The organism is Limnohabitans sp. (assembly GCF_031539105.1).
GTDB lineage: Bacteria > Pseudomonadota > Gammaproteobacteria > Burkholderiales > Burkholderiaceae_C > Limnohabitans.
This window is the reverse complement of the sequence record NZ_JAVKLM010000043.1, coordinates 20,020-42,902: the sequence shown is the minus strand read 5'-3', so window position 1 is coordinate 42,902 and position 22,883 is coordinate 20,020. Positions and strand designations below refer to the sequence as shown.

Below are 22,883 nucleotides of genomic sequence, written 5' to 3'. Positions count from 1 at the left end.
TTTGGTATCGTTCTTCTCGGCTGAGGTGCTTGTACATTGGGCAACTTCGACTTGGCGGTTAAAGCGGCCATGATGCTCTCGCATCCTCAGCCACCTATAACCAGTTCATCTTTGTTGCACTTCGTCCTTGAATCCGCCGAAGATGAATTGACGACGGGAATGTCGCAAAGAAATTTCAGCAGATGCACACAAAAGTGTGACGAGTGCCACATGGTGAGTTTGTGAGGTGCGCTCAGTGCGACACAAGCACGCGCCGGTATTGCAGCGCTTCGGCCACATGTGCCACTTGCAAGTTGGCGCTGTCAGCCAAGTCTGCAATGGTGCGTGCCACGCGCAACGCACGGTGTGTGCTGCGGCTAGACCAGCCCAGCTTGGTGGCTGCATTTTGTAAAAACGTGGCTGCTTGCGCGTCAAGGTGCATGTGCGCTTCTAGCGCTTGACCTTGCAAGCCTTGGTTGGGCGTGCCTTGTCGCGCCAGCGCTTTGGCGTGCGCTGCCAAACAACGCGCACGCACGGTGGCGGTGGATTCACCGGGCACGCTTTGCATCAACACCTCGGTGGCCAGCGTGGGCACTTCCACCTGCAAGTCGATGCGGTCTAGCAAGGGGCCGCTGAGCTTGCCTTGGTAACGCGCCACTTGGTCGGGTGTGCAGCGGCAGGTTTTTTGGGTGGAGCCCAAGTAGCCACAGGGGCAAGGATTCATGGCGGCTATCAGCTGAAACCGCGCAGGAAACTTGGCCTGCGTGGCCGCGCGTGAGATGGTGATGTGGCCGTTCTCTAGCGGTTCGCGCAAAGCTTCGAGCGCGCTGCGCTTGACTTCAGCTAGCTCGTCTAAAAATAGCACCCCGTTGTGCGCCAACGAAATTTCGCCTGGCCGCGGCGGCGTGCCGCCACCTACCAATGCCACCGAGGTGGCAGTGTGGTGCGGGCTGCGTGTGGGTCGTTGCATCCATTGGTTCAACTCAAACCGGCCAGCGAGGCTGGCGATGGCAGCGCTCTCTAGCGCGTCGTCCAGCGACATATTTGGCAACAAGGCTGCGAAGCGTTGCGCCAGCATCGACTTGCCAGTGCCGGGCGGTCCTACTAATAAAAGAGAGTGCCCGCCTGCCGCTGCAATCTCTAGGGCGCGGCGTGGCCCCGCTTGGCCTTTGACGTCGGCCAAGTCGGGGCCGTGCTTCATGGCTTTGACTTGCAAGACTGGCGCTTGAATGCGGCACCAGCCTTCGGAGGTGTGCACTGGGTGCGTGTTGGCTTCTTCCCGCTTGGCCACCAAGCCTTTCATCTCGGGCTTGGCAAAGCGCGCCACCACATCGCTCAGGTGTTGGGCACGGTACACCTCGGCGGTCGGCACCAAGGCGGCTTCTTCCGCACTCACGGGTGGCAACACCAACCGTGTGCGCACGCCCGCGCCGCGCAAAGCCAGCCCCATGGCCAGCGCGCCGCGCACGGGCCGCAGCTCGCCCGAGAGGGACAACTCGCCCGCAAACTCGTGCAGCGCCAAGGCCGCTTCGTCCAAAAGGCCATGGGCCGCCAAGATGCCCAAGGCAATGGGCAAATCAAAACGACCCGAGTCTTTGGGCAGGTCAGCGGGGGCGAGGTTGACCGTGATGCGCTTGTTTGTTGGAAAGTCCAGCCCCGCGTTTTGAATGGCACAGCGCACCCGCTCACGGGCCTCTTTCACTTCGGTGTCCGCCAAGCCCACGAGCGTGAAACTGGGCAGGCCGTTGGCCAAATGCACCTCAACGGTCACTGCGGGTGCTTGTAAACCGAGCAGTGCACGGCTGTGAATTAACGCAAGCGTCATAAAACTTCTCTTTTTGAGTGTTTATCCCCAATGCGGGGCAAGTAATACAAAGTGACGCACCAATAAAGTGCATCAAAATGGTGAAGTAGCCAGACTACCGCATCACTTTGGGTCGTGGGTCGCGTGGAGCGAACACTTTTGTGAACAAACACGTTGGCACGGACCCTGCTAAGTAGGTGTGTCCCTCTTAAATTTTTCAATGGAGAAAACTATGAACATCAAGTCCAAACTTTTGCTGGCCCTCTTGGCCACATCTTCAGCAGCCTTCGCACAAACAGCGCCTGCTGCACCTGAAGTTCCAGAAATCACTTACAACGTCGGCGTGGTCAGCCAATACCGTTACCGCGGTATCGCTCAAACCAAGGGTGATGCAGCTTTGCAAGGCGGCGTGGATTACGCAAACGCCAACGGTTTCTATTTGGGCGCTTGGGGTTCGACTATTAAGTGGATCAAGGATGCAGGTTCAAATGCTAAAGGCCCAGTTGAGTTAGATCTTTACGGTGGTTATAAATTTGAAGCAGCTGGTGTTGCATATGACGTTGGTTACTTGCGCTATGAATATGCGAACAACACGTACAACAAAGTTTCCGGTGCAGTGAATGCAAATACAGACGAAGTTTATGGCGCAGCAACTTATGGTGTGGTCACTGCTAAGTATTCTTATGCGTTTTCTGATTTGTTTGGTACTGCCAATTCGAAAGGCAGCGAGTACTTTGATTTGAGCGCGAACTTAGATCTGGGCAATGGTTATACCTTGACACCACACGCTGGTCGTCAAGTGATTAAGAACTCTCCAAACAGCTATAGCGACTTCGCTTTAACTGTGGGTAAGGATTTGGGTGATGGCTTATCAGTAAGCGTCGCAGCAATCAGTACAACTGCAAAGAAAAATACTTTTTACACATCGACAGCGACTAGTTACGGCACAGCCAAAAACGCAGTGGTCGTTGGCGTCAAGTACGCGTTCTAAACCAACGCACTGTCTTCTCTAGGAGCAACCATGAAACTCATCACCGCCATCATCAAGCCGTTCAAGTTGGATGAGGTCCGCGAGGCCCTCTCTCAAATTGGCGTGCAAGGTATCACTGTTACTGAAGTCAAAGGCTTTGGCCGTCAAAAAGGCCATACCGAGCTGTATCGCGGCGCTGAGTACGTGGTTGACTTCTTGCCAAAGGTCAAGATCGAAGCCGCGGTTGACGCTGAACACGTCGAGCGCGCGATCGAAGCCATCGAAGGTTCTGCACGTACCGGAAAAATCGGCGACGGCAAGATTTTTGTTTACGACCTCGAACAAGTCGTCCGCATCCGCACCGGTGAAACCGGTCCAGAAGCGCTTTAAGAAAGAAGACACCATCATGAAAAAATTCTTAGCCTCATTGGCCCTCGGGTTTGGCCTGTTGCTCGGTGGCACTGCCGCCATGGCACAAACTGCCCCCGCTGCTGACGTCAAAGTCACAGCCCCTGCCGCAGCTCCCGCTGCTGCAACTGCAGAAGCGGCAGCACCTGTTGCCGTGCCTAACAAAGGCGACACCGCCTTTATGACGATTTCGACTGTGTTGGTCATCTTGATGACCATCCCAGGCTTGGCTTTGTTCTACGGCGGTTTGGTCCGCAGCAAGAACATGCTGTCTGTGCTGATGCAAGTGTTTGTCGTGAGCTCACTCATTTATGTGTTGTGGGTCATCTACGGCTACACCGTGGCGTTCAGCGGCGGCTCACCGTTCTTTGGTGGCTTCGACAAGCTGTTCCTCAAAGGCATCACGCCTGACTCCATTGCTGCCACGTTCAGCAAAGGCGTTGTGATTCCTGAGTTCACTTTCGCGGCTTTCCAAGCGACGTTCGCTGCCATCACTTGCGCATTGATCGTGGGTGCATTTGCTGAGCGCGTGCGCTTCTCTGCTGTGTTGTTGTTCTGCGCCATTTGGTTCACGTTCAGCTACTTGCCAGTGGCCCACATGGTTTGGTACTGGGACGGCCCTGACGCCATCACCGACGCTGCTACTTTGGAAACTGTGACTGCCGCTGCTGGCTGGTTGTGGGCCAAGGGTGCATTGGACTTCGCTGGCGGTACGGTGGTGCACATCAACGCTGCTGTGGCAGGTTTGGTGGGTGCTTATGTGATCGGCAAGCGTACGGGCTACGGCAAAGAATCAATGGCTCCTCACAGCTTGACTCTGACCATGGTTGGCGCATCTTTGTTGTGGGTGGGTTGGTTCGGTTTCAACGCCGGCTCTAACCTCGAAGCCAACGGTGTTGCAGCTCTGGCTTTCGTGAACACACTGGTGGCTACGGCTGCTGCTACCTTGGCTTGGATTGCTGGTGAAGCATTGTCTAAAGGCAAAGCTTCGATGTTGGGCGCAGCCTCTGGTGCTGTGGCTGGCTTGGTGGCGATCACCCCAGCTTGCGGTTTCGTGGGCCCCATGGGTGCCATCGTGATCGGTGCTGCAGGCGGTTTCCTCTGCTTGTGGGGTGTGAACGGTCTGAAACGCCTGTTGGGCGCTGACGACTCACTCGATGTGTTTGGTGTGCACGGCGTGGGCGGTATTGTGGGTGCGTTGTTGACCGGCGTGTTTGCAGCACCTTCACTCGGCGGCACAGGCATCTTTGATTACGTGGCCAACGCTGCCAGCGCTGACTACTCCATCGGCGGCCAAGTGTTGATTCAACTCGAAGCCGTGGTGACCACCATTGTTTGGTCGGGTGTGGTTTCCTACATTGGCTACAAGATTGTGGACATGGTTGTGGGTCTGCGTGTGACGGAAGAAGAAGAGCGCGAAGGCCTCGACATCAGCTCACACGGCGAAACTGCTTACCACCGTTAATTTTTCAAGTACTTCAAGGTTTCCCTTGGACTTTACAGCCCGCCTCACGGCGGGCTTTTTTGTGGGCGTTTATATAAACGTTAGCCGTGTCTGGTTGGCTTGTCGCCAGCGTTGCAGGAGCGAGTGATTTTTGAAAGCCCTGTGCAAAAAATTCAAAATGACCGTCAGGCCTAGCAGCTACCATGACGGCTATGCAAGATATCCTTCAGCAGTTCACCGATCGCATTCTTCAAGCCTCTAAATCCGGCCAGCCGCTGCGCTTGCGCGGCGGTGGTACCAAAGACTTTTTAGGTCAATCGTTGCAAGGTGAGGTGTTGGACACCACGCCCTACAGCGGCATCTTGAGCTACGAGCCGAGCGAGCTGGTGATTACCGTGCGCTGCGGCACACCCTTGGCTGAAGTGGAAGCTGCCTTGGCGCAAAAAGGCCAGTGCTTTGCTTTTGAGCCACCGCACTTTGGCAAAGGCGCCACGATCGGTGGCATGGTGGCTGCAGGCTTGAGTGGCCCTGCTCGTGCCAGTGTGGGCACGGTGCGCGACTTTGTGTTGGGCGCGCGCGTGATCAACGGCAAAGGCGAGCACCTGACCTTTGGCGGCCAAGTGATGAAGAACGTGGCGGGTTACGACGTGTCGCGTTTACTCGCGGGCAGTTGGGGTCAGTTGGGCCTCATCACCGAAGTGTCTTTGAAAGTGCTGCCAGTGACGCCCGGCGAAGCCACCTTGGTGTGCGCGGGTGTGAGCCAAGCGCAAGCTTTGAAGCTCATCAACCACTGGGGCGGCCAGCCGCTGCCATTGAACGCCAGCGCTTGGGTGCACGACACCACAGCTAGTCCAGCCCAAGACGTTTTCTACGTGCGTCTGCGCGGTGCCGTGGCGGCGGTGGATGCTGCCGTGATCAAGATGAGCGCCGATGTGCAAGCCCTGGGCGCACAGGTCACACGCATGAGCGCCGACGATGTGGCGGATGACTGGAAAGCCAGCGGCGAGCAAACCCTGGACTTTTTCAAAGCACCCACTGAGCAAGACTGCTTGTGGCGCCTCAGCGTGCCACAAACTGCGCCTGTGTTGGATGTGCGCGTGAACGGCGCAGCCTGTGCGCAATACGTCGAGTGGCACGGTGCACAGCGCTGGCTCTGGGCGCCTGCTGCACAAGCTGCACAACTGCGTGAAGCGGCGGTGAAGGCCGGAGGCCACGCCACCTTGTTTCGCACCAGTGCGGCCAGCCAACAAACCATGGGCGATGTGGACAAGCAAGCGGGCGTGTACACACCACTCAACGCGGTGCAGCAACGCATTCAAAACGAACTCAAAAAACAGTTTGACCCAGCTGGCATTTTCAACCCCGCTCGCGCTTAACCCCCAGATTCAGGCCCACACATGCAAACCAACCTGGCCCCCCAATACGTCGGCACACCCGAGGGCGTTGCCGCCGAAGCCATTTTGCGCAAGTGCGTGCACTGCGGTTTTTGCACCGCCACGTGCCCCACCTACCAACTCTTGGGTGACGAACTAGACGGCCCACGCGGCCGCATCTATTTGATGAAGCAGGTCTTCGAAGGCGCCAAGCCCACGCGCAAAACCCAGCAGCACTTAGACCGCTGCTTGACCTGCCGTAATTGCGAAAGCACTTGTCCTAGCGGCGTGCAATACGGTCACTTGGTGGACGTGGGGCGCAAAGTGGTGGACGCCCAAGTACCGCGCCCCATGGGCGAGCGCTTGCTACGTTGGGCTTTGAAAGAAGGCTTGCCATCCCCTTTGTTTGCGCCCGCCATGAAACTGGGCCAAGCGGTGCGCGGCGTGTTGCCCGCCAAGCTCAAAGCCAAAGTGCCTGCACCTCAAACTGCCGAGCGCAACGGCGTGGTGTGGCCCACCCAAACCCACGCCCGCAAAGTGCTCATGCTGGCTGGCTGTGTGCAGCCCGCTATGCTGCCCAACATCAACACGGCCACAGCGCGTGTGTTGAATGCGGCGGGTATCCAAACCCTCGTCGCGCCCGAAGCAGGCTGCTGCGGCGCGGTGAAATTTCACCTCAACGACCAAACCGGCGGCATGGCTCACATGCGCAACAACATCGATGCCTGGTGGCCGTTTGTCGAGCAAGGCGTGGAGGCGATTGTGATGAACGCCTCAGGCTGCGGCGTGATGGTGAAAGACTACGGCCATGTGCTCAAAGACGATGCTGCTTACGCCGCTAAGGCCAAACGCATCAGCGACCTCACGCAAGACTTGAGCGAGTTGCTGCCCGAGTTGGTGCCGGTTCTTAAGCCCAAGCTCAAAGCGCACGTGTTGGCCAATGCAGGCATGCAAGCATTCCACCCACCTTGCACTTTGCAGCACGGCCAGCAACTCAAAGGCGGTGTTGAAAAGCACTTGGCCGAATTGGGATTTGCCATTCAAGTGGCCAACACCGAACCACATTTGTGTTGCGGCTCAGCTGGCACTTACAGCGTGCTCAATCCCGGTATCAGCACCACCTTGCGTGACCGCAAGTTGGGCCATTTAGATGCGCTGCAACCCAAAGCTATCCTGAGCGCCAACGTGGGCTGCATCACACACTTGCAAAGCGGCACCGACGTGCCGGTGAAGCATTGGGTGGAAGTGCTGGACGAAGCGCTGAACTAAACAGGCGCGACGATCGGGCCGTAACTTATCTCAGGCGGCCAAAGCTGCTTCAATGTCACCCGCCAATTTGGCTGGCGCATCCATTGATGCATAGCGCTTGAGCACGTGCCCGTCTTTGCCCACCAAGAACTTGGTGAAGTTCCATTTGATGGCTTCGCTGCCCAAGAGACCCGGTGCTTCGGCCTTGAGCCACTTGAACAGCGGGTGCGCATGGTCGCCGTTCACTTCTACTTTTTCCATCATCACAAAGCTCACGCCGTAGTTGCGTTGGCAAAAAGCGCCAATCTCGGCGTTGGTGCCCGCGTCTTGTGCGCCAAACTGGTTGCATGGAAAACCAATCACCGCCAGGCCTTGCGCACCATAGGTTTTGTGTAGGGCCTCCAAGCCTTCAAACTGCGGCGTAAATCCACAAGCGCTGGCGGTGTTGACGACGAGCAGCACCTTGCCTTGCAGGTCGGCAAACGACAAAGGCGTGCCGTTAATTTGAGTGGCGGTGAAGTCGGTCAATACAGTCATGGGGTGTTGTCTTTCGAGGTTTGGGTTTGAGAGGCCAAAAGCGCCGCCAGAACAATCATGCCGCCACCGAGGCCGACGCGCCACGTCAGCGCCGATGCCCCTAGTGCCACCGAGGACACGCTGGCAAATACCACCTCTGACATCATCACCATGGCGGTGGCATGGGCGCTCAAACGTGCCGCACCGTATTGCAAGGTGAAGTTCGACACCAAGAAGGCAACGCTCAGGCCCACCACATAGGGTGCCCAAGTAACGGCAGCTTGCGCCACATCCACAGCATTCGGCTGCACCGCAAATACCGCAGGAATCACGGCAGTCAAAGTGGCCAACGCTGCGCAGGCCAACGCCATCCATGCGCCGCCGCCAAACATGGCCATCATCCGTGACGACTCGGGCGTGTGCTGCAAGCGCAGCAGCCAGATGTTGGTGAGTGCAAAACAAAAGCCGGCGAACAGTGCCAACACATCGGGCAAATCTTGCGGTAGTGGCCACGACGATTCAGGTGTTTTGAGTACCAACACCACGCCCAGAAGCGCCAGCCCTAGACGGGCCAAGGCTCCGCGTGTGGGCCGCTCGTGCAAGAGCCACCACGCGAGTAGAAGCGACCAAGTGGGCATGAGATAAAACAGCAACACCACGCGCACCACATCGCCCGTCGTGACGGCCCAGTTGAAGCCCACGTTGGTCAGGCCTGAGGCGGCCATGAGCCACCAAAGTTGGGGGTGTTGTTTGAAGTGCCGCCAGCCCGATGGGCTGATGAGTGTCAGCACCACGGTGGCCAAGGTGAACACACACGCAGTGGCCCATAAAGGATGCAGGCCATTGGCGTCGAGCTGGCGTAGAGGCCACCAAGACAGGCCCCACACCAACGCGTTCAGGGCCAAAGCCAACACGGCCAGTACGGGACGTGTCATGTGCTGGGTGTGCACGGCTTAGCCGTGTAGGTCGTCGTTGCGGGCGATGTGCATCAAGCGCGCCAGCTCTTCGCGGTGGTGCAGATGGTTGTGTTCGTGCCAGAGTTTGATGAGCCACATCACGAAGCCGACCAACACACCAAACGCGGTGATGGCACCAAAGGCGCTCAGGCCCATGCCGGTGCTGAAGGTGTACAAAAAGCCGAGGCTCAAAATGCAGAGCTGCTCGTTCATGTTTTGCACAGCAATCGAGCGGCCTGCGCCCATGAGGTTGTGGCCACGGTGTTGCAGCAGTGCGTTCATGGGCACCACCAAGAAGCCGCCCAAGCCACCCAAAATAATCAGGAAGGGCACAGCCAGCCACAAGTTATCAATGAAGTTCATCGCCACCACAAAGCATCCCATGGCAATGCCCAAAGGCATGAGGCGGGTGGCATGGTCGAGCCTCATCTTCATCGAGGCAACCACCGCACCCACGGCGGTGCCGATGGCCACCACGCCCACCAAGCTAGAGGCTTGCGTGGTGGTGTAGCCCAAAGCAGCAGCGCTCCATGCGAGCACGATGTAGCGCAGGTTGCCGCTCACGCCCCAAAACAAAGTGGTGGTGGCCAAAGAGATTTGGCCCAGCTTGTCTTGCCACAAGCGTTTGTTGCAATCCCAAAAATCAGGCACCAACACCAAGAGGTTGCGCACCATGCTCTTGTCGGGATCGGCGCGCATGGGAATGTAGGCAGCCCCTGTCAACGGAATGCGCTTGTTGAACCAAGCAGCCAATGCGTACAGTGGAATTAGCAAGCAAATGGCAGCCTCGGCCGAGGTGTCGATGCCCGTTGTGATGAATGGCACATCAAACGACAGCAACCAAGTCGAGAAGTTGTGGCCCACCAATTGACCGCCCAACAACACGCCCAAAATGATGGAAGCAATCGTCAGGCCCTCAATCCAGCCGTTGGCTTTGACCAACTGCGACGCGGGCAACAACTCCGTCAAGATGCCGTATTTAGCAGGGGAATAGGCCGCGGCACCCAAACCGACCACTGCATAAGCGAGCAAGGGGTGCACGCCAAACAGCATCATCAAACAGCCCACCACTTTGATGGTGTTGCTTAGCAGCATGACTTCGCCTTTAGGCCGCGAGTCAGCAAACGCCCCCACAAAGGGCGCAAGCACCACGTAGAACAAGGCAAACATGGGCACAAGCGCAGCCCGCTGCCACTCGGGGGAGCCGTCTGTTTTGAGTAATTCCACGGCTGTCACAAACAGGGCGTTGTCGGCCAACGAACTGAAAAACTGGGCCGACATGATGGTGTAAAAACCGCGCTTCATAGATAGGTCTGGCAGGCGCGCAGAGGGCCACGGGCCTGTTGATTCTTCTTTCTTTTTTAACTACCCAAGGTTATATCACGCGGGTGCCACAATATTGACCATGCCCCGTCCGATACAAGCCTTTGTTCACACCGACGCCTTGCGTCACAACTTGACACGCATGCGTGCTGCTGCCCCCGACGCTCGCGTGTGGGCGGTGGTCAAAGCCAATGCGTACGGCCACGGCATTGAGCGCGTGTTTGAAGGCTTGCGCGGTGCGGATGGCTTTGCGCTGCTTGACCTCGACGAGGCGCAACGCGTGCGCAGCCTTGGCTGGCGCGGCCCGGTGTTGTTGTTAGAGGGTGTGTTTGAGATGCGCGACCTTGAGCTGTGCTCGCGTCTCGACCTGTGGCACACCGTGCATTGCGATGAGCAAGTGGACATGCTGAGTGCCCACAAGACCCAAATGCCGCATCGCATTTTTCTCAAAATGAACAGTGGCATGAACCGTTTGGGTTTCACGCCCACGCGCTTTCGTTCGGCGTGGACACGCTTGAACCAACTGCCGCAGGTGGATGAGATTTCGTTGGTCACACATTTCAGCGACGCCGATGGCGCCAAAGGCGTGGCCGAACAAATGCGCGTGTTCGCCAAAACCACCGAAGACTTACCCGGTGAACGCACCACCTGCAACAGCGCAGGTTTATTGCGCCACGCCAGCGATGTGGCTGTGGCGGCCGACTGGGTGCGCCCTGGCATTGCCTTGTACGGCAGTGCCCCAGATTTTCCCGAGCGCACCATCGCGCAATGGGATTTGCAACCCACCCTGAGCTTGCGAAGCCGCATCATTGCCACGCAAGAGTTGCAGGCAGGCGAGACCGTGGGCTACGGCTCGACGTTCACCGCCGAGGCTCCCATGCGCATCGGCATCGTGGCCTGTGGTTATGCCGATGGCTACCCGCGCCATTGCCCGACGGGCACGCCCGTGTTGGTGGAGGGCGCGCGCACCCGCACCTTAGGGCGTGTGAGCATGGACATGATTGCGGTGGACCTCACGCCTTGTGGTGAGTTGACGGGTTATGGCTGCGAGGCCACCTTGTGGGGCAAGTCCAGCAGTGGTGCTGTCTTGCCCATTGATGAAGTGGCCCAAGCTGCGGGCACCGTGGGCTACGAGCTGATGTGCGCCGTGTCGGGGCGCGTGGGCTTCACCCAAGACTGAGGCTTACTCAGTAAGCGCCTTTGCCAGCACTGACCTCAACCAAGCCTTCTTTGTACTTGGCAGCCAGCGCCGAGGTTTGGCGCGACAAGATCATGCTGTCCACCCCCACCGCCACAAACAGGGCACCAAGAGACAGGTACTGACGCACCAAGGACTCGTCGCCCATCAAGATGCCGGGCGCTTTGCCTGCTTGGCGAATGCGTGCGATCGCGTCGACGATGGCGGCCTGCACTTCGGGGTGTGTCTGGTTGCCGACGTGTCCCATGGAGGCTGATAAGTCTGCCGGCCCAATGAACACCCCATCCACGCCGGGGGTGGCGGCGATGGCATCAAGATTCTTCAAACCTTCGCGCGTCTCCACTTGCAGCAACACGCACACCTGCGCGTTGGCTTCTTTCGCGTAGTTGGGGTAGCGGCCCCAGCGCGACGCGCGCGTGCCCGCCATGCCGCGAATGCCACCTTGGCCATCGTCTTGTGGGTAACGGCAGGCCTTCACAATCGCGGCGGCTTGCGCTGCCGTGTCCACCATGGGTACCAGCACGGTGGAGGCGCCAATGTCCAACACTTGTTTGAGTAGCGCTGCGTGGTCGTGTGGCACGCGCACGACGGCGTGGCTGTTGGGGTAAGCGGCCACCACTTGCAACTGGGCCAGCAAAGTGGTCAGGTCGTTGGGGCCGTGCTCGCCATCAATCACCAGCCAGTCAAAGCCTGCGCCTGCGCAAATGTCGGTGGTGACGGTGCTGCCCAAGCCCATCCACAGGCCTATTTGGGGTTGCAGTTGGTGAAGGGCTTGCTTGAATCGATTGACCGGTGTTTGCATGGTGTTTTGCGCCGCTTAGGTTTTTATAAATATCTGGTTGATTGTGGGCAAAAAACAAAAATCTAGACCACTGTCTATTCATCCAGTAATATCGGTGCATGGCCAAAGAAAAAACCCAATACACCTGCACCGACTGTGGCGGTATCACCGCCAAATGGCTGGGCAAATGCCCAAGCTGCAATGCTTGGAACACGCTCATTGAAACCGCGGTCGACAGCAGCGGTCCTGCCAAAAACCGCTATGCAGGCATGGCCGCTTTGGCACCCGCCTCAGAAGTGGCGATCCTCTCTGACATCGAAGCGCAAGACGTGGCCCGTACCCCCACTGGCCAAGAAGAACTCGACCGCGTGTTGGGCGGCGGCATGGTGCAAGGCGGCGTGGTGTTGATTGGCGGCGACCCCGGCATCGGCAAATCGACTTTGATTTTGCAAGCCATGGATGGCTTGCAACGCAGCGGCATGAGCACCTTGTATGTGACGGGCGAAGAGTCTGCCGCGCAAGTGGCGCTGCGCTCGCGCCGCTTGGGGTTGGACCACAGCCAAGTGCAAGTGTTGGCAGAAACGCAGCTCGAAAAAATACTAGCCACCGTTGACAAACTGCAGCCTGCGGTAGTGGTGATGGACTCCATTCAAACCGTGTACTCCGACCAGCTCACCAGCGCCCCCGGTTCGGTGGCGCAGGTGCGCGAATGCGCCTCACACCTCACCCGCATGGCCAAGTCTTCGGGCACGGCGGTGGTGTTGGTGGGCCACGTCACCAAAGAGGGCGCATTGGCTGGCCCACGGGTGTTGGAGCACATGGTGGACACGGTGTTGTACTTTGAAGGCGACACGCATTCGACCTACCGTTTAGTGCGCGCCATCAAAAACCGCTTTGGCGCTGTGAACGAAATTGGTGTGTTCGCCATGACTGAAAAAGGATTGAAGGGTGTGAGCAACCCAAGCGCCATTTTCTTGAGCCAACACGCCGAGCCCGTGCCCGGCAGTTGTGTGTTGGTCACGCTCGAAGGCACGCGCCCCATGCTGGTGGAAATTCAAGCCTTGGTGGACAGCGGTGGTCCGTCGCCGCGCCGACTGAGCGTGGGCCTAGACCGTGACCGTTTGGCCATGTTGCTGGCGGTGTTGCATCGCCACGCAGGCGTGGCGTGCATGGATCAAGACGTGTTTGTCAACGCCGTGGGCGGTGTGCGCATCAGCGAACCAGCGGCCGACTTGGCGGTGATGTTGTCGATTCAAAGCAGCCTGCGCGGTAAGCCATTGCCTCAAGGCTTTATTGCGTTTGGCGAAGTGGGCTTGGCAGGAGAAGTGCGCCCCGCACCTCGTGGGCAAGAGCGTTTGAAAGAAGCTGCCAAGCTGGGCTTTACCGTGGCCATCATCCCCAAAGCCAATGCACCTAAAAAGCCCATTCCCGGCATGACCGTGCATGCGGTGGAAAGGGTCGATGAGGCCATTAGCTTGGTACGTGAATTAGCTTGAGAGGCCTCTTAAGAAAACCCTAAGACGCGCTCACTAGCATCGGTTTTGAAAGGCACAAAACCATGCTTCAAAAGTTATTCGCGCTTCTGCTCTTTGCATCGCTTCATGCGATGGCCGCCACACCTGCCGAGTTGCTGGCGGGCTACACCGCGCAAGCGGGTCAGCCCGCCAATGCATCCAAGGGTGATGCGTTTTTCAAAGCCAGCCACGGCCAAGAGTGGCAATGCACCAGTTGTCACGGCAAATCGCCCATGATGTTTGGTCGTCATGCCAGCACCGACAAAGCCATTGAGCCCCTCGCGCCCGCGGCCAACGCCAAGCGCTTTACCGATAGCGCCAAAACAGAAAAATGGTTTCGCCGTAACTGCAAAGACGTGCTGGCGCGTGAATGCACCGCTGCTGAAAAAGCCGATGTGTTGGCTTGGCTCATTTCTGTGCGTTGATTGGAGTTGCTATGCATTCACGGTTTTCATCTTTCGTACGCACGTTGCTTGCGGCAACCTTGTTGATCAGCACGGCGACATGGGCCGACAGTTACAAAGGGCCAACCCCGCCCGCTGTGTACACCCAAGAGTGCGGCAGCTGTCACTTGGCTTTCCCGCCCAGCTTGTTGCCCAAGGCATCTTGGCAGCGCGTGATGAGCGGTCTCGACAAACATTACGGCAGCGATGCCTCGCTGGATGCGGCCACGCAAAAGCAAATCGACACTTGGCTGCAAACTTACGGCGGTCAAGGCAAGCGTGCGCGTGAAGATCCGCCACAAGACCGCATCACGCGCTCAGCATGGTTTGAGCGCAAGCACCGCGAGGTGAGCGCGGCCACGTTCAAACGTGCCGCCATCAAAAGTCCCGCCAACTGCACGGCGTGCCACCGCGATGCGGCACAAGGCGACTTTGACGAAGATCGTGTGAGGATTCCCAAATGACCGATGCCGTTTTAAACCCTGCTCCAGTCAGCTTATCCACACCTGAGCAGCCTAAGCGCAAACCCGTGGTCGATTTGGGCACACGCATGGCCCACGCCAGCATGGCTTTGGCGTTTTTGATTTCTTATGTCACGTCCGAATCGGAATACTGGCGCTTGGTGCATGTGTACAGCGGCTACAGCTTGGCCGCAGTGCTGGCGTTTCGCTTGGTGTGGGGTTGGGTGGGGCCCGCATCTGCAAAGTGGGGCCTGTTGCTGCGCCGCGTGGCCATGTGGCGTGTATGGGCTACCAAGATCAAGCAGGGCGAATGGCTCACCCGCAACTTTTGGGTGGGTGCCAGTAGCTGGGTGCTGAGCGCTGCGGTGCTGGGTATTTATGCCTTCAGCACGGTGGCCATTGCCAGTGGGTGGGCTACCTACAATGAACTTTTAGGCGATGGTTGGTTGAACGATGCCCTGCAAGAATTGCACGAAGGCTTGGGCAATGCGGCCATGGCTGTGGTGTGTATTCATGTGGGGTTGGTGGTGATGCTGCGCGTGTGGCGCGGCCCACAAGCTCTGCGACCGATGTGGCGAGGCTATGCGAATACTTCTGGCCGAGGATGATGAGCTGCTAGGCAGCGGCCTGCGTGCGGGCCTAGACCAGCGCGGCTTTCAGGTGGACTGGGTGCGCGATGGTGTCGCCGCTGAACGCGAGTTACTCAGCGCGCAGCACCAAGCGGCGGTGCTTGACATTGGTTTGCCGCGCCAAGATGGCTTGGCCGTGTTGAAGGCCGTGCGCGCGCGCGGTATCGACACCCCCGTCTTGGTGCTGACCGCACGCGACGCAGTGGCTCAACGCATCGAAGGCCTCAACTTGGGTGCCGATGACTATGTGGTCAAGCCCGTGGACTTAGACGAACTCGCGGCCCGCTTGCATGCCTTGGTGCGCCGTGCCCACGGCAAAACACAAACCACATTGCAGCTGCGCGATGTGGTGATGGACCCCAGCGCACGCCAAGTGACCCGAGGCGGCGAAGCCATCAGCTTGTCCACCCGTGAATTTGATTTGCTCCAGGCCTTGTTGCTCAACGCTGGGCGCGTGTTGTCCCGCGAACAACTGGAGCAGCACTTGTACCGTTGGGGCCACGAGGTGGAGAGCAACACCATTGAGGTTCACATTCACCACCTGCGCCGCAAAATGGGCGCGGGGCTGATCGACACCGTGCGCGGTGTGGGTTACATCGTCATGCCTTGAGTGCAGCTTAGCAACATGTCCCAAAAATTTTCTTTGCAACAACGCTTGCTCACCCGCACTTTAGGCGCGGTGTTGGTGGTGTGGATGGGCACAGCTGCCTTTGTGGGCTATGAAGCCCAGCACGAAGTAGACGAGTTGCTCGACGCCCACTTGGCTCAATCCGCCGCATTGCTGGTGGTGCAGCAAAACGCCACGCCTGACGATGACGAGCCTTTGCTTGATGCGCCCACGATCCACAAATACGCGCACCGCGTGGCCTACCAAGTGTTTGACGAAGACCGCTTGGTCATGCATTCGCCCAACGTGGCGCACACCCCTATGGCTCAGCACATGCAAGGGTTCGAGACGCTGACCTTGGCTGATGGCCATGCGTGGCGCATTTTTGCGGCACCGGGCCGAGGCCGCGATGTGCAAATCTATGTAGCCGAGCGGGTGGACAGCCGCGACGAAATTTGGCGAGCTGTGCTGAGAGGTTTTTTGCCGCCGCTGTTCATTGCGTTGCCGCTTCTGTTGGTTGGCTTGTGGTGGAACGTGCGCACAGGTCTACAGCCTTTGCAGCGTTTGCGCCAAGTGCTGTTGAAGCGCGACACCCAAACGCTAGACCCCGTCAGCCTGCCCGAAACCCCGCAAGAAGTGCAGCCGCTGTTGGATGCCCTGAATGACCTGCTGCAACGCTTGGCCCTGCGCATGGAAACCGAGCGCCGCTTCACAGCTGATGCTGCCCACGAGCTGCGCACACCCATTGCGGCTATTCGTGCCCAAGCCCAAGTGGCGTTGAGCGAGGCCACGAATGACCAGCTGCGCCAACAAGCGCTGCAAGACACCTTGGTCGGTTGCGACCGCGCCTCGCGCGTCGTCGAACAATTGCTGACCTTGGCCCGTGTGGAGGGCCCGCAACACGTGGCTTCTGAGCCCTTCCGCCTCGACCAACTGGTCCAGCAAATCTTGGCTGATCTCACGCCCTATGCCTTGCGCCGCGGCCAAACGCTAGAGCTGTTGGCGCCTGAGCCCTTGCAGGTCAATGGGCAAAGTACGCTGTGGCACATCTTGCTGCGCAACCTCATTGACAACGCACTGCGCTACAGCCCCGATGGTGCGACGGTGCGCATTCAAGCCCAACGTTTGGATGACCGCCAAGTCGAAGTGACTGTGCAAGACAGCGGCCCCGGTTTGACCAACGACGACTTAGCTCGATTGGGTGAGCGTTTTTTCCGCGTGCTGGGCACGTCGGCTACGGGCAGTGGTTTGGGCTGGTCCATCGTGCGTCACATTGCGGCCTTGCAGCACATTGATGTTCTGGTGGGTCAATCGGCCAACTTAGGGGGTTTGCAAGTTACCTTGCGCCATCCACGGGTTTGAAACTGGCCGAGCCGAGCCTGAGACAATAAGCGCATGAACTTTCAAAGATATTTGGTGCCCATTGGCACCGTGGGCTTAACCGTTTGGGCGTGGCAAACATGGCAATGGATGGGCATTGCCATGGTGGTGACCGGCGGCGTCATGTGGCTGCTGCTGTATTTCACGCGTTTGGTGCAAATCATGAAGCGGGCCAGCAACCGCCCGATTGGCTTTGTGGACAGCGCTGTCATGCTCAACGCCAAGCTCAAAGCGGGTGTGAGCCTGATGCACGTCATCGCCATGACCCGCGCCTTGGGCCAAGCTGAAACCGAAAAGGGTGCGCAGCCCGAGGTGTTCAGCTGGCGCGATGGCAGCCAATCGGTGGTGCGCGCCGTGTTTGTGCAAGGCAAGCTGCAAAGCTGGACCTTGGACCGCCCCTTCCAAGCCACCGACGTCGAGCCCGCGAGCCACGCGGCCAACGATTGACTCCAAGGCTGAGCCTGTTCAAGGCTCGCTAAAATGCACCATTACGCCAAAACTGGCGACCACTACAACATCAGTCCAAAGGAAATCCCATGAGCGTCGTGATCCCATCATCCATGTCTGACCGTGACGGCAAAATCTGGATGGACGGCCAGCTGGTCGATTGGCGCGATGCCAAGATTCATGTGTTGAGCCACACGCTGCATTACGGTTGCGGCGCTTTCGAAGGCGTGCGCGCTTACAAAACCGAACAGGGCACCGCCATCTTCCGTTTGCAAGAGCACACCCAGCGCCTGTTCAACAGCGCCAAGATTTTGCGCATGGCCATTCCGTTCACCCAAGACCAAGTCAACGAAGCCCAACGCACGGTGGTGCGTGAGAACAAATTAGAGTCAGGCTACATCCGCCCCCTGACTTGGATTGGCGACAAGAAGCTGGGCGTCAGCCCCAAAGGCAACACCATCCACTTGATGGTCGCTGCTTGGACTTGGGGTGCGTACCTCGGCGAAGAAGGCATGAAGCGCGGCATCCGTGTGAAGACCTCTAGCTACACCCGTCACCACGTCAACATCACCATGACGCAAGCCAAGGCCGTGAGCAACTACACCAACTCCATCTTGGCCAACATGGAAGTGACCGACGAAGGTTACGACGAAGCCCTGTTGCTCGACACCTCAGGCTTTGTGTCTGAAGGCGCTGGCGAAAACATTTTCGTGGTCAAAGATGGCGTGATCTACACCCCTGATTTGTCGGCTGGCGCTTTGAACGGCATCACGCGCAATACCGTGTTCCACATCGCCAAAGATTTGGGCCTTGAGATTGTGCAAAAGCGCATCACACGTGACGAGGTGTACATCGCTGATGAAGCCTTCTTCACCGGCACTGCGGCTGAAGTCACGCCCATTCGCGAACTCGACCGCATCGAGCTCGGCAAAGAAGGCTATGTGGGCAGCCGTGGCCCGATCACAGAAAAAATTCAAACCGCGTTCTTTGACATCGTCAATGGCCGCAACCCCAAGTACGCACATTGGCTGACAAAGGTTTAAACATGAGCAACCCAGTTGAACTCTTGGCGAAAGACTTGAATGGTCATGGCGGCGTGTATTGCCCCAGCGACAAAGCCGACATGAAACTCTGGAACAGCCACCCCAAGGTCTACTTGGATGTGGCTAGCACGGGCGTTGCCAAGTGCCCTTACTGCGGCACCGAGTACAAACTCAAAGCCGGCGAGCACGTTGGCCACGGCCATTAAAAACGCGCTCATCATTGCGCCCCAATGGATTGGGGACGCAGTGATGACCGAGCCCTTGCTGCGCCGCTTGGCTGCGCGCGGCGAGCGGCTCACCGTCGCTGCCTTGCCATGGATTGCACCGGTCTACCGTGTGATGCCCGGTGTGGCCGAGGTGATTGAAATGCCGTTCAAACACGGCGGCTTGCAACTGATGGGCCGCTTGAAGTTGGCGCAGCAACTGCGCGGCAAGTTTGAGGTGGCCTATGTGTGCCCCAACTCGCTCAAGAGCGCATTGCTACCTTGGATGGCCGGCATTGCCAAACGCGTGGGCTACACCGGCGAAATGCGTTTCGGTTTGTTGACCGACCGCTTAGACAATCCAGACACCGAAGAACGCCCACCCATGGTGGAGTGGTACGCGGCGTTGAGCCTTGTTGGCCAAACCCGCACTGGACCCATGAAGCTGGTGGGCGATTTGCGTCCCGTGCTCAAAGCGGGTGTAGGTGTGTTGGATGATTCGCTGGAAGAGCTCGCCACCAACATGCCCACGTTGCCGACTTTGGCCAAGCACAGCTATGTGGTGTTTGCGCCGGGCGCTGAATACGGCCCCGCCAAGCGTTGGCCCGCCAAGCATTTTGCAGAACTCGCCGCCAAGATCGATCGACCCGTGTTCTTGTTGGGCTCAGGCAAAGAGTTCGACATCTGCCAAGAAATTGCGACGACCGCCAACGCTGCCAAGCCTGGCCACTGCTTCAACTTGGCCGGTCAAACCAACCTCATGCAAGCCTTCGCGCTCATTGCCTACGCGCACCGTGTAGTGAGCAACGACTCAGGCCTCATGCACGTCGCCGCTGCCTTTGGCGTGCCACAAGTCGCGGTGTTTGGTTCTTCTAGCCCAGAGCACACGCCACCATTGAATGACCGTGCACGCGTGGTGTGGTTGCGTGTCGATGGCAGCTACCAGCCCCCGTTGGCTTGTTCCCCTTGCTACGAGCGTACCTGCCCGTTGGGCCACATGCGTTGCTTAGAAGACGTGTCGGCTGAGCGTGTGTACCGCTTGCTTTGAACTTCAAATGGCCATGACCGAACAACAACCCAAACTCAGCATCATCACCGCGGTGTACAATCAGCTGGCGATGAACCAAATTTATTGGGAGAACTTGGTCAAGCACACCCAGCATTCGTTTGAACTCATCGTCATCGACAACGCATCGACCGACGCCAGTGCCGATTTTTTTGAATCGGTCGGCGCACGTGTCATTCGCAACGCGGGCAACTATTCGTACCCTGTTTCGCAGAACCAAGGCATTGCCATTGCCAAAGGCGAATGGTTGGCGTTCTTGAACAACGACATCATCGTGAGCCCAGGCTGGGATGACACACTCATTGCCAATGCCGAGCACAACCAGCTGGATGTCATCACATCTTGCGGCATTGAGCGCATTGAAAGCAAGGCGGCCACCAAACAATTGCGTCGCCGCTGGAATCGCATACGTGGCTTGCTGGGTTTGTTTGGCACAGGCCGTAACAGCTTGTTGCTCATGCACAAGTGGATGTATGGCAACTGGGCGGCGTTTTCTAAAAATCGCCAAGACAAGTTCAAGCACCAAGCGGTTGAGGGCTTTGTGGGCAACACCGTGATGTTCTCGCGCCGCGCGTTACAGATTTTGGGACCTTGGGATGAAACCCAACAGGGTGCAGACTTTGATTTGTTTTTGCGCACGGCCATGCGTGCGCGCGAAGTGGGTGACATTCGGCCCATGCACATCGCGTTGGACTGCTTCAACCACCACTACATCCGCTTGACCATGAAGGGTGGCTATCCACCTTTTGTGGACAAGGACAAGCTCATTGCACTGGATCAAAAGTGGACAGCTGAGCAGCGTGCGCTGCTTGTCGAAAACTGAACTTAGTTTTCTAGCAAGCTTTTCGCTTGCTGTGTGATGCGATCAATCAGTGTCTGCGCGGCGGGGATGTCGGCAATCAAACCCACAGCTTCTCCTACCGTGGCGTGTGCCCGCGCGAAGTCGCCAGCTTTCACGCCTGCGTCGTAGCTGGCGCGTGCTGCTTCTGGGCTGGCTTTCAACCCAGCAATGTTGCTTTCAAGTGAACGATGCAAGTCGTTGCGAATGGCGCGAAAGTCATACGGTGCAGGCCAGTTTTTGCGGCGCAAGATGTCAAACACCTCGCTGCGTGCCGTGCCGTCACCGTTGGTGTGTGTGGCTTGGGTTTTGGCACCTGTGGCGGCCAAGCTCTCCGTTGTGGCCCACAAGCGTGAACCCACCAACACACCATCTGCCCCCAACCTCAATGCGGCTGCCAAGCCACGGCCATCTGCCACACCGCCTGCGGCGAGCAGCAAGGTGTTGGGTGAATGGGCGGCTAGGTAATCGGCAATCTCAGGCACGAGGGTGAAGGTGCTGCGGCCTTCCAGTGCGTTGGCACCGTGGCCACCGGCTTCGCCGCCTTGCGCGACGATCACGCAGGCACCCGCTTCAATGGCGTGAGCCACTTGCTCTAGGCGCTGCACTTGGCAAATCAGTTGCGCGCCTGCATCAGCAATGCGTGCCGCGTAAGGGCGAGGGTCGCCAAACGACAGCATGATGGCGCAGGGTTTTTGTGTCAGCACCCAGTCGAGCGCCTCGGCGTTTTCATCGAGTTTCCAAGTGATGAAGCCACAGCCCAAACGCGCCTGGCTGGCGGCATCGTCTTTGAGCAGCTCGGTGGCCAAGGCATATTCCCGTTGCGTCCAAGCGAGGTCGCCGTAGCCGCCGCCCACCAAGCCCAATGCACCGGCTTGTGCGCAAGCCGCCGCCAACGCGCCGCCCGTGGCGAGCGCCATCGGGGCTAAGGCAATCGGGGTGGTGAGGTGAAAACGCTGGGCAAAGCGGGTGTTCAGGGCGGCATGTGTCATGCCCAATATTGTGACGCGATTAGCCAGCCGGCAGCATCACCACAAACTGTGCGCCACCGCCCACGCGGTCTTCGCAGTGCACGTGTCCGCCATGGCGATGCACGATGGAGCGCACGAGCGACAAGCCCAGACCCACACCGCCCTCGCATTCGCTCGCACCCGGCAGTCGGTAGAACGGCTCGAAGATGCGTTCGCGCAAATCAGGCGGCACACCCGGGCCGCGGTCGCACACGCACAGTCGCACCCAGTCGCGGTTCTTCTCAGTCACGTTTGAGAGTTGCACCTCGATGTCAGACGTGCCATAGCGACGCGCATTCTCCAGTAAGTTGCGCAGCAGTCGGCGCAAGAGCTTGGCCACGCCCGGCACCATGATGCTGTGCGGGTCAAGGCCCAGTTCTAACTGTGCATCCACGCGTGCGCATTCTTCGCTGGCAAGACCGGTTAGGTCCACAGACTCCACCGTGCCTAGGTCGGCTTCTTTGGCATCCAAACGGCTAGCCAGCAAAATTTCGTCAATCAGTTGGTCCAGCTCACCCACGCTGCGCGAAATTTCGGCCTTCATCGCAGGCGAGGGGGAATCGCCCATCAGCTCCAGTCCCATGCGTATGCGGGTGAGCGGCGAGCGCAATTCGTGCGAGGCATTGGCCAGCAACGATTTGTGTGAGGTGACCAGTTGTTCCACTTGTTCGGCCGCGTGGTTGAAGCGCTGCGCGAGGAAGGCCACTTCGTCATGGCCTTGCTCGGCCACGCGAGCCGACAAGTTGCCCGTGCCCCATTGCTCCACGCCCTTTTGCAAATTTTCTAATCGGCGTGTCAGGTGCCGCACGATGGGGTAAGTGCCCAGCGCCACGGCAAGTGCCACAAGCCCCAAGGTCCAAGCAAATCCAAACGGTGGGCGCGACCAAAAGCTGTGTGGCGGGCGAGGTAAGTGCACATGCATCAGTTCTCCGTTGTGCATGCGCACCATGAACTCGGGGCCTGAACCAAAGTAGCCTGGCGGGTGCGACATGTCGGGGCTTTTGAGTGGCGGTGCTTCCACCGGCAAGCCATCGGGCGGGCGCAAACGTGCTTTGCCTTGGCCCACCAGCTCACCCGATGTGTTGCGCACCATCACTTCGCGCAGCGGTGGCTCGGCGGTCACGCGCAGCACCCAACCTGTGAGCAGTGTCAGCACCGCCACCGCCAACACTACCGCCAGCCAAATGCGCACATACAAAGGCAGGTGCAATGCGCGCTTGGTGGGTGAAGTTGAGGGCATGT

24 protein-coding genes are annotated in these 22,883 nt (G+C 58.4%); 17 read left to right on the top strand and 7 right to left on the bottom strand.

The features are described from left to right. Nucleotides 1–232: 232 nt before the first annotated feature. A complete protein-coding gene (locus RMR24_RS12475) occupies nucleotides 233–1,804 on the bottom strand; it encodes a YifB family Mg chelatase-like AAA ATPase (protein ID WP_310615405.1) in 1,572 nt (523 codons plus the stop codon). A 211-nt stretch (nucleotides 1,805–2,015) separates the two neighbouring features. Here RMR24_RS12475 and RMR24_RS12470 point away from each other — a divergent pair, with 211 nt between their 5' ends. The 5 genes from RMR24_RS12470 (at nucleotide 2,016) to glcF (ending at nucleotide 7,247) form a co-directional block, all read left to right on the top strand. Further along, nucleotides 2,016–2,774 carry a TorF family putative porin gene (locus RMR24_RS12470; protein ID WP_310615404.1) on the top strand — a complete coding sequence of 253 codons (759 nt, stop codon included), beginning with the start codon at nucleotides 2,016–2,018 and terminating at the stop codon, nucleotides 2,772–2,774. Nucleotides 2,775–2,804: 30 nt separating this feature from the next. Continuing rightward, nucleotides 2,805–3,143 carry a P-II family nitrogen regulator gene (locus RMR24_RS12465; RefSeq protein ID WP_104796868.1) on the top strand — a complete coding sequence of 113 codons (339 nt, stop codon included), beginning with the start codon at nucleotides 2,805–2,807 and terminating at the stop codon, nucleotides 3,141–3,143. Nucleotides 3,144–3,159: 16 nt separating this feature from the next. Further along, complete coding sequence (amt, locus tag RMR24_RS12460) at nucleotides 3,160–4,626, top strand: ammonium transporter (RefSeq protein ID WP_310615403.1); 1,467 nt, start codon at nucleotides 3,160–3,162, stop codon at nucleotides 4,624–4,626. Nucleotides 4,627–4,817: 191 nt separating this feature from the next. Next, the gene (gene glcE / locus RMR24_RS12455) at nucleotides 4,818–5,981 is read left to right on the top strand and encodes a glycolate oxidase subunit GlcE (protein ID WP_310615402.1); all 1,164 of its coding nucleotides are present in this window, start codon (nucleotides 4,818–4,820) and stop codon (nucleotides 5,979–5,981) included. A 21-nt stretch (nucleotides 5,982–6,002) separates the two neighbouring features. Further along, on the top strand, nucleotides 6,003–7,247 hold the full coding sequence (gene glcF / locus RMR24_RS12450; RefSeq protein ID WP_310615401.1) for a glycolate oxidase subunit GlcF: 1,245 nt from the start codon (nucleotides 6,003–6,005) through the stop codon (nucleotides 7,245–7,247). 30 nt (nucleotides 7,248–7,277) lie between these two features. Here the strand turns inward: glcF and RMR24_RS12445 are convergent, their stop codons facing one another. Genes RMR24_RS12445 through lplT form a run of 3 tightly spaced genes read right to left on the bottom strand, consistent with a single transcriptional unit; the run spans nucleotide 7,278 to nucleotide 10,003 of the window. Continuing rightward, nucleotides 7,278–7,763, bottom strand: coding sequence for a glutathione peroxidase (locus RMR24_RS12445; protein ID WP_310615400.1), 486 nt, complete (start codon nucleotides 7,761–7,763; stop codon nucleotides 7,278–7,280). Then, nucleotides 7,760–8,677, bottom strand: coding sequence for a DMT family transporter (locus tag RMR24_RS12440; protein WP_310615399.1), 918 nt, complete (start codon nucleotides 8,675–8,677; stop codon nucleotides 7,760–7,762). Before RMR24_RS12440 ends, RMR24_RS12445 begins: the two co-directional genes overlap by 4 nt. An 18-nt stretch (nucleotides 8,678–8,695) precedes the next feature. Next, the gene (lplT, locus tag RMR24_RS12435; RefSeq protein WP_310615398.1) at nucleotides 8,696–10,003 is read right to left on the bottom strand and encodes a lysophospholipid transporter LplT; all 1,308 of its coding nucleotides are present in this window, start codon (nucleotides 10,001–10,003) and stop codon (nucleotides 8,696–8,698) included. Nucleotides 10,004–10,103: 100 nt separating this feature from the next. Here lplT and alr point away from each other — a divergent pair, with 100 nt between their 5' ends. Then, nucleotides 10,104–11,201, top strand: coding sequence for an alanine racemase (alr, locus tag RMR24_RS12430; RefSeq protein ID WP_310615397.1), 1,098 nt, complete (start codon nucleotides 10,104–10,106; stop codon nucleotides 11,199–11,201). A 7-nt stretch (nucleotides 11,202–11,208) separates the two neighbouring features. On the opposite strand, the gene RMR24_RS12425 is transcribed toward alr, so the two are convergent. Next, nucleotides 11,209–12,021: an aldolase/citrate lyase family protein gene (locus tag RMR24_RS12425; protein ID WP_310615396.1), complete on the bottom strand. Its 813-nt coding sequence runs from the start codon at nucleotides 12,019–12,021 to the stop codon at nucleotides 11,209–11,211. Nucleotides 12,022–12,119: 98 nt separating this feature from the next. Between RMR24_RS12425 and radA the strand changes: the two genes are divergently transcribed. The 11 genes from radA to RMR24_RS12370 all read left to right on the top strand — a co-directional run bounded on the left by radA (nucleotide 12,120) and on the right by RMR24_RS12370 (nucleotide 20,616). Continuing rightward, nucleotides 12,120–13,496: a DNA repair protein RadA gene (gene radA / locus RMR24_RS12420; protein ID WP_310615395.1), complete on the top strand. Its 1,377-nt coding sequence runs from the start codon at nucleotides 12,120–12,122 to the stop codon at nucleotides 13,494–13,496. A gap of 62 nt (nucleotides 13,497–13,558) precedes the next feature. Continuing rightward, nucleotides 13,559–13,939, top strand: coding sequence for a DUF1924 domain-containing protein (locus RMR24_RS12415; protein ID WP_310615394.1), 381 nt, complete (start codon nucleotides 13,559–13,561; stop codon nucleotides 13,937–13,939). A gap of 11 nt (nucleotides 13,940–13,950) precedes the next feature. Continuing rightward, nucleotides 13,951–14,421, top strand: a complete 471-nt coding sequence (locus RMR24_RS12410; protein WP_310615393.1) for a diheme cytochrome c — start codon at nucleotides 13,951–13,953, stop codon at nucleotides 14,419–14,421. Further along, nucleotides 14,418–15,026, top strand: coding sequence for a cytochrome b/b6 domain-containing protein (locus RMR24_RS12405; protein WP_310615392.1), 609 nt, complete (start codon nucleotides 14,418–14,420; stop codon nucleotides 15,024–15,026). Before RMR24_RS12410 ends, RMR24_RS12405 begins: the two co-directional genes overlap by 4 nt. After that, nucleotides 15,001–15,657, top strand: coding sequence for a winged helix-turn-helix domain-containing protein (locus tag RMR24_RS12400; protein WP_310615391.1), 657 nt, complete (start codon nucleotides 15,001–15,003; stop codon nucleotides 15,655–15,657). The genes RMR24_RS12405 and RMR24_RS12400 overlap by 26 nt, the downstream gene beginning before the upstream one ends. A gap of 15 nt (nucleotides 15,658–15,672) precedes the next feature. After that, nucleotides 15,673–17,016 carry an ATP-binding protein gene (locus RMR24_RS12395; protein ID WP_310615390.1) on the top strand — a complete coding sequence of 448 codons (1,344 nt, stop codon included), beginning with the start codon at nucleotides 15,673–15,675 and terminating at the stop codon, nucleotides 17,014–17,016. A 33-nt stretch (nucleotides 17,017–17,049) separates the two neighbouring features. After that, nucleotides 17,050–17,481 carry a glycerate kinase gene (locus RMR24_RS12390; protein ID WP_310615389.1) on the top strand — a complete coding sequence of 144 codons (432 nt, stop codon included), beginning with the start codon at nucleotides 17,050–17,052 and terminating at the stop codon, nucleotides 17,479–17,481. 89 nt (nucleotides 17,482–17,570) lie between these two features. Continuing rightward, nucleotides 17,571–18,524: a branched-chain amino acid transaminase gene (locus RMR24_RS12385; protein WP_310615388.1), complete on the top strand. Its 954-nt coding sequence runs from the start codon at nucleotides 17,571–17,573 to the stop codon at nucleotides 18,522–18,524. 2 nt (nucleotides 18,525–18,526) lie between these two features. Next, nucleotides 18,527–18,730, top strand: a complete 204-nt coding sequence (locus tag RMR24_RS12380; RefSeq protein WP_310615387.1) for a zinc-finger domain-containing protein — start codon at nucleotides 18,527–18,529, stop codon at nucleotides 18,728–18,730. Beyond that, entirely contained in the window at nucleotides 18,726–19,775 is a 1,050-nt protein-coding gene (gene waaF / locus RMR24_RS12375; RefSeq protein WP_310615407.1) for a lipopolysaccharide heptosyltransferase II, read from the top strand. Before RMR24_RS12380 ends, waaF begins: the two co-directional genes overlap by 5 nt. A 13-nt stretch (nucleotides 19,776–19,788) precedes the next feature. Continuing rightward, nucleotides 19,789–20,616, top strand: coding sequence for a glycosyltransferase (locus RMR24_RS12370; RefSeq protein ID WP_310615386.1), 828 nt, complete (start codon nucleotides 19,789–19,791; stop codon nucleotides 20,614–20,616). A 2-nt stretch (nucleotides 20,617–20,618) separates the two neighbouring features. Here the strand turns inward: RMR24_RS12370 and RMR24_RS12365 are convergent, their stop codons facing one another. Both RMR24_RS12365 and RMR24_RS12360 read right to left on the bottom strand, forming a co-directional pair. After that, the gene (locus RMR24_RS12365; protein ID WP_310615385.1) at nucleotides 20,619–21,623 is read right to left on the bottom strand and encodes a nitronate monooxygenase; all 1,005 of its coding nucleotides are present in this window, start codon (nucleotides 21,621–21,623) and stop codon (nucleotides 20,619–20,621) included. Nucleotides 21,624–21,642: 19 nt separating this feature from the next. Then, nucleotides 21,643–22,881 (bottom strand): HAMP domain-containing sensor histidine kinase, encoded by a 1,239-nt coding sequence (locus tag RMR24_RS12360; RefSeq protein ID WP_310615384.1) that lies wholly within the window; start codon nucleotides 22,879–22,881, stop codon nucleotides 21,643–21,645. Nucleotides 22,882–22,883 lie beyond the last annotated feature (2 nt).